This is a genomic window from Xanthomonas sp. GPE 39 (assembly GCF_000963005.1).
GTDB lineage: Bacteria > Pseudomonadota > Gammaproteobacteria > Xanthomonadales > Xanthomonadaceae > Xanthomonas_A.
On the sequence record NZ_JZHZ01000007.1, the window covers coordinates 74,556 to 80,290 of the forward strand.

4 protein-coding genes and 1 pseudogene are annotated in these 5,735 nt (G+C 58.7%); 1 reads left to right on the top strand and 4 read right to left on the bottom strand.

Annotated elements, in window-relative coordinates; all coding sequences use genetic code 11:
* On the bottom strand, positions 1 to 2,901 hold a 2,901-nt coding region (locus XALGPE39_RS15875; RefSeq protein ID WP_235429718.1), incomplete at its 3' end, for a hemagglutinin repeat-containing protein.
* Between the two features lie 455 nt (positions 2,902 to 3,356).
* On the opposite strand from XALGPE39_RS15875, the gene XALGPE39_RS16625 reads away from it, so the two are divergent.
* Entirely contained in the window at positions 3,357 to 3,512 is a 156-nt protein-coding gene (locus tag XALGPE39_RS16625; protein WP_343123004.1) for a SymE family type I addiction module toxin, read from the top strand.
* Positions 3,513 to 3,580: 68 nt separating this feature from the next.
* Here the strand turns inward: XALGPE39_RS16625 and XALGPE39_RS14970 are convergent, their stop codons facing one another.
* The 3 genes and pseudogenes from XALGPE39_RS14970 to XALGPE39_RS16280 all read right to left on the bottom strand — a co-directional run.
* Positions 3,581 to 3,838, bottom strand: a complete 258-nt coding sequence (locus tag XALGPE39_RS14970; RefSeq protein WP_200893845.1) for a hypothetical protein — start codon at positions 3,836 to 3,838, stop codon at positions 3,581 to 3,583.
* Between the two features lie 152 nt (positions 3,839 to 3,990).
* Positions 3,991 to 4,455: a hypothetical protein gene (locus tag XALGPE39_RS15350; RefSeq protein ID WP_152624780.1), complete on the bottom strand. Its 465-nt coding sequence runs from the start codon at positions 4,453 to 4,455 to the stop codon at positions 3,991 to 3,993.
* Positions 4,448 to 5,735, bottom strand: a pseudogene (locus XALGPE39_RS16280) (hypothetical protein); the annotation flags it as partial. The gene XALGPE39_RS15350 and the pseudogene XALGPE39_RS16280, both read right to left, overlap by 8 nt.

Genomic DNA, 5,735 nt, shown 5'->3' on the forward strand with positions numbered 1-5,735 from the left:
CTGCGTGCTCGCGATCACTGCGCCCTTCAGGTCGGTGTTGCCGTGCACGTTGATGTCGAACCCGCCATCGCCAGCCTGGATGCCGCTTTGTTCCGTCACGCTGGCGAAGTCGCCATCCACCTTGGAGTGGCTATAGCTCGCACTGCCGCTCGCCCCGATGCCCACGGTGACACTGGCACTGGCAGAGGTGTCGTGGCTGGCGTAATGGCTGGTGTCCTGCTCGCTGTGGATGTGCAGATCACCGCCCACATCCGCCATCACCTTGTTCGCTGACACCACCGCGCCATCCAGCGTGGTGTCGTTGCCGCTGATGATCGTGGCCGTGTTGCCCGCCGACAGATGGCTGTTGCGTTGGGTCACGTCCGTGCCATCGCCCTTGCCGTGTGCGCTGCTGGCGTTGGCGGTCACTCCCATCCCCGCGCCCTGGGAGCCATAGTTGAACCCCACGCCGATCGCCGCGCTGCCGCTCTTGCTGCGGCTGTGCTGCTCGCTGCTGTTCTGTGCCGACTCCACCGTGATGTCGTGGTCCGCCGCCAACAGCAGGTTGTTGCCCGCCTTGACGTCGCTGCCACGGATCAAAATGTTGCTGTCGTCCCCGCCGCCAGTGGCGATCAAGGTGACATTGCCGCCGGCATGCAGGGTCGAGCCCTTGACCGTGTCGCTGTGTTGCTCGCTCTCGCTATGGCTGCGGCTGCCGCCCACGGTGATGGCGATGTTGAGGCTCGCCGCTTGCGCCGCGTCCTTGACGCTATCGGCCGAGGCCAGGTTGCCCAGCGACTGACTCGCCCCATACGCACTGTACGCCGCAGACGCACCGGCCATCGCCTGCATCCGCGCATCGCCCTTGGCATGGCTGCCCGCCTGCGCACTTTGTACCGCCGACTGCGCCAGGTTCAGCGCCGCTGAGGTCACCGACAATGTCACACCACCTTGCTTGAACGCCGTCTTCTGCGTGCTGTCGCTGGTGTCGTGCACTTCGGTGATCGCGATGTCCTTCGCCTTGGCGGTGATGTCGCCCTGCAACGCCATCACATCGCTGCCCGTGATCGCCAGCGTATTGCCCGCCACCATCGTCACGTTGCCTTCCAGGCTGCCCACTGTGCTGCCGGTGTGGGTCAGCGTGGCGTTGGTCGCATCGGTCTTGAGCGATTGCTTGCCATAGGTGACGCTGAGGCCGCCACTGCTGAACAGGCCGCTCTTCTTGACCTGTTTGTCGTGCTCCTCGCTATGCGTGTTCTGCGCTGTCTCCAGGGTCAGGTTGTTGCCCGCCGCCAGCACCACGTCGCCGGTGCCGACAATCTGCGCGCCCTGCGCCAGCAGGTCGTGGCCCGCTGCGATGTGTACCGTGTCGCCACTCAGGCTGCTCGTCACCGCCAGACTGTCGTGCGTCTCGTCATGTGTGGTCGTGGTCTTGCTCGACAGGAACCCGCTCTTGCGCGTGCGCTCGTCCACCACGCTGTCGTGCTGTTCCTGCGTGGCCGTCAGCGCCACGTCATGGCCGGCAGCCAGGGCGATGCCGCCGTTCTGGCTCGCCACCGCCGTCGAGGCCAGGGTCAGGTCGTTGCCTGCGCGCATCACGATGTCGCCGCCAGCACCCAGTTGCGTGCCTTGCACGTGTTCATCGTAGTTCGAGGTGACCAGCGAGTGGCGCTTGCTCACGCTGCTGCTGGATTGCGTGCTGCTGTCCACCACCGCCTGGCTATCGAGGTCGTGGCCGGCCTGCAACGCCAGCGCCTTGCCTGCGCCGATCTGCGCCGCTTGCAGCGTCAGATCGTGGCCCGCCGCCAGCACCACGTCGCCCGCGCCTTGCACGCTGCTCACCGCATGCGTGGTCTCGCTGCTGCGTTGGTAATTATTGGCGTTGCCGGTGATGTCGGTACTGTGCGTGAGCGTCTGCGCGCCCAGGGTCAGGTCGTGACCGGCCACCAGTTGGGTCACCCCGTTGGTGCCGGCATTGCGCACCTGCGCCGCCTGCAGGGTCACATCGCCACCGCCCACCACCGACAACACGCCGCTGCCATTGGCTCCGGTCACGTACAGCCCGGCCACGCGTGCAATCTGCGTGGTCGCGTATTGATGCCCGCCACCGCCTTGCAGCGTCTCTACCGTGGAGGCCACGTCGATATTGCCCGCCGCACGCACGCTCAACGCATCCACCGCGCTCACGCTCGCGCCCTGGATGCGGATGTCGCTGGCCGAGGTCAGCGCTACTTGATTACCGCTGATGCTGCCGCCCAGGTGATCGATCCGGCCCGCATCCAAGGACACCAACTGACGGCCAGCGATGGTGCCGGTGTTGGTCAACGTGCCGCTCACGTGCGCATCGACATTGGCACCGGCCAGCAGCGCGCCGCCGTTGTCCAGATCGCCCGGATGCAGACGCAGATACACCTGCGGCACCAACGCGGTGGTGGTGCGCCCATCGGGCAGCGTCACCGTCTTCGCCACCAGCCACACGATGTCGCTGGTCAACTGCGCCATCTGCGCCGCCGTCAACGCCACGCCCGGACGCAGGCCCCAGGCCTTGCCCACCGTCGCGCCAGCATCCAGCAATGCCTGGTATTGCGCTTCGTCGCTGCCATACCCTTCCAGGAAGCGACGCCCGGTCAGTTGCCCGATCTGCTCGCGCACCAACTTCTGTTCGTAGTAGCCATCACCCAGGCGTTGTTGCGTGGTGTCGGCGTTATAGCCCAGTTGCCGCAGTTGCGCGTCCGAACTCAGCCACACCCGGTAATTGGTGAAGCGTGGATCGGTCTCCACCAGCGCGTGGCCGCCGTTGGGTTGCACGTTGAACAGGCTGGCACTGGGCAGTTGCGTGTCCGGCGCGCCCATCACGATGCGGTCCGGCGAACCGCCCGCCGCATTGCGCGCGTAGGTATTGTGCAGATTGTCGGTTGACAACGAACGCAACCGACTGCAATCTTTCAACCAAGGAGCGTAGAAACTCCTCACAGAGCGGTACCCACCTCCGTCAAACTGGTGGGTTTTTTGTGCCTGTTCGCAGGTGCAAACCGACGCAATGCCTGCGTCGGGAGGGCGGCTAATACAACACCCTTCGGGGAAATACGCCCGCCGGCTCTGTGCGGTTTCTAACCTCCCGACATCCCGTCGCCGTTGGCGGCGGCTCCTGTACGACCGAGGAGGCTTTTGCCATGCGTCAACCTTCATCACGCCGCAGTAAGACAATCAAGCATTCGCCATGCCAAGCGACGCCATGCACGGACCTGCAATGGACGTTTGTGGAACCAACGCTCAGCCCGATGATGACGCACGAGCAGGCGGAAGCACTAAATGCTGCCGAGCTTACCCGCGCACAGCGCCCACCGCGACGTGTGCGACCGACGCAACAGTGCACCATGGGTTACGGCTACTATCCCGACAGCCATCAACCAGTACCCGCACTGCGCCTGCGTGGCAGATGGCTTGAACAGTTGGGCTTCGCCATCGGGTGCAAGCTGCGCATCACTGTGCGGGATCGTGAGTTGGTGATTACGGTGGTTGACGATGTTTGAATCCTATTCTTTAAAAGAGCGGGGCTTCAATTGAAAACCCCGCATATTCTGCAATAGACGACTGAAATTCATGGCAAATCAGGTTTTTTTCTATTAAATAATTCATACACCCATTTTGCCAACACTTCTGGCGATGTTGTTTCTTGCCTTAGGCATTCAATCCCACGATCTCTAGCCACAACAGCCATCTTTCCAGACTCATGAATTTCGATATATGGAGCTCCAAATTCTTCGACTTTGGTCCCCAATGGGAATTTACTATAACTCTTTCCTTGCGCACTTGCGTATTTGAAAAAATATTCAGCTATTTCCTCAATTTTAATCATCACAGACCCCTGGATTATTTTATTTCTACCACCACAGTTATAAGAACTTGCCCGTACTACGCCTGTTTGGTCGATGGCCGGAGCATCTGGGTTTCACCATATGCTGCAAACTGCGCATCGCTGTGCGGGAACGCCATGGATGCCTTTTCAAATTAATCTTCCCTCAACTCCACAACATTGCGCTCTATGCCAGCCTTAAAGACCTTTATGTAACGACCTGACTTATAACGGTTAAGCACAACGATTAACTCAATGTCGTCCTTTATATATTTGAGCTCGCCCTCACGATCAGCCTCAACAAGCTTATAACCCTCACTCAAAATCTTATTTTTTGCTTGCTTCCACGTCATTGAAGTACTTAGCAATCTAAGCATCATCGCAAATAAGCCTAAAAAAGTAGGAAGAACCAAAGAGCTAAGCCAAAAATCACCTGAAACAAATGAATGAAATTCACTAGGCGATTTTGAAATAAACTTAGTTAGAACAACCCACGCACAAAGCAGGGCGCCAATTCCGAAACCAATAAGAAATAGCTTAATCCAACTTATCTTTTTAATTCTACTATCAATGAACGGAGTCATACCGCCAATCAAGGAATATATAAAAACATCAATCATTTTTTCCCACCTTATCCTTGCCTGAATAATGATCTATCATCGCATCGCCAGCTTTATGTGCAACCTCTGACTGCACCTCCACATTAGCTCGTATTATTAGGCCGCCAGGAGTTTTTAAACTTTGAAAAAATCCAGTCGGAACATCTGCCCACATCAACATTTGCTGAGTGTACATGCTCGTCGTTGCACTAAAAAATGCTGTCAAAGCAAGCTTCTGCCATGAGAAATCGTCATCAAAGGCACGGGCAAAGCCTCCCTTTTCATCCCTCTCTTTGTAAGCTTTATATGCCGTACTGGCTATAGATAATCCTGAAGCGCTACCTGCTCCCTTTACTCCTACTTGCATAAACTCAGGAAGTACCCCATAGAGGGAAGTACCACCCGCAGCAAGCACACCTGCAGCAGCACTCGCTGCCTGAAGTTTAAGCACATCACGCCCTGACGCGCCGACTTCATTTTGCGCATAGGCCAACAACTCCTGTTGGTAGGCCGCCTGCAACGTATCCTTGCTGACACCTGATTGATAAAGGCTGTTGTACACCGTCCGGAAACTCTCCGGATCAGATGCCAATTCCTTACCGTACAGACCAAAATTGTTGTACTCCGCATCCGTTGCCCGGAATGCCTGTCCCCAGGTGTACTGATTGGTATTGGTATTGAGGAAACTCAGAGCACCTTCGTCCACGGAGGAGCCAACACGCGCGCTGACAAAACCATCCACTTGCGCTGCGGCTTCCACCGTCAGGCGGCGTACCGCCTCTTCCTTGCTGATGCCCTGCTGGTCGGCAAATTTACCGGCATTGTCCTTGATCCACTTGACTTCATCCGGGTGCAACTGCCGATTATTCGTATCCTCGTTGAACGCCGTGGCCGCGCCGCTCGCGCCGCCGGTCACTGCCCCCAATCCCGCCGCCAGACCCGCGCCCACCGCTTCACGCACGCCGTCAGGTAGATCCTTGGTCAGCTCGTTCAACCTAGGCGCCGCGCTTGCCGCCGCGCCTGCACCCAACGCGCCTTGCACGCCGCCGCCCAATGCGCCCATCGCCGCGTGCGCCGCCACGCGGTAGACGCCGCCTTCGTCCCATTTGGCCGCTTCTGCTTCGTTGCCCTGCCCACGCAATTCCAACGCCTTTTGCGAGGCGTAATCCCCAATCGCCTTGCTCGCCTGCTGGCCGAACGTCGACATGATTTCCGCGCCAGCCTTCACCTGCTGTTGCAGTTGTTGCCCGTTCCAGTCCTTGACCAAGCCATTACCGCTGTCCCCGGTATGCACGTCGCGC

Excerpts from the sequence above, each read along its gene's own strand:
- XALGPE39_RS16625 (WP_343123004.1), top strand. The coding sequence starts at position 3,357 with ATGGGTTACGGCTACTATCCCGACAGCCATCAACCAGTACCCGCACTG.
- XALGPE39_RS14970 (WP_200893845.1), bottom strand. The coding sequence starts at position 3,838 with ATGATTAAAATTGAGGAAATAGCTGAATATTTTTTCAAATACGCAAGT.
- XALGPE39_RS15350 (WP_152624780.1), bottom strand. The coding sequence starts at position 4,455 with ATGATTGATGTTTTTATATATTCCTTGATTGGCGGTATGACTCCGTTC.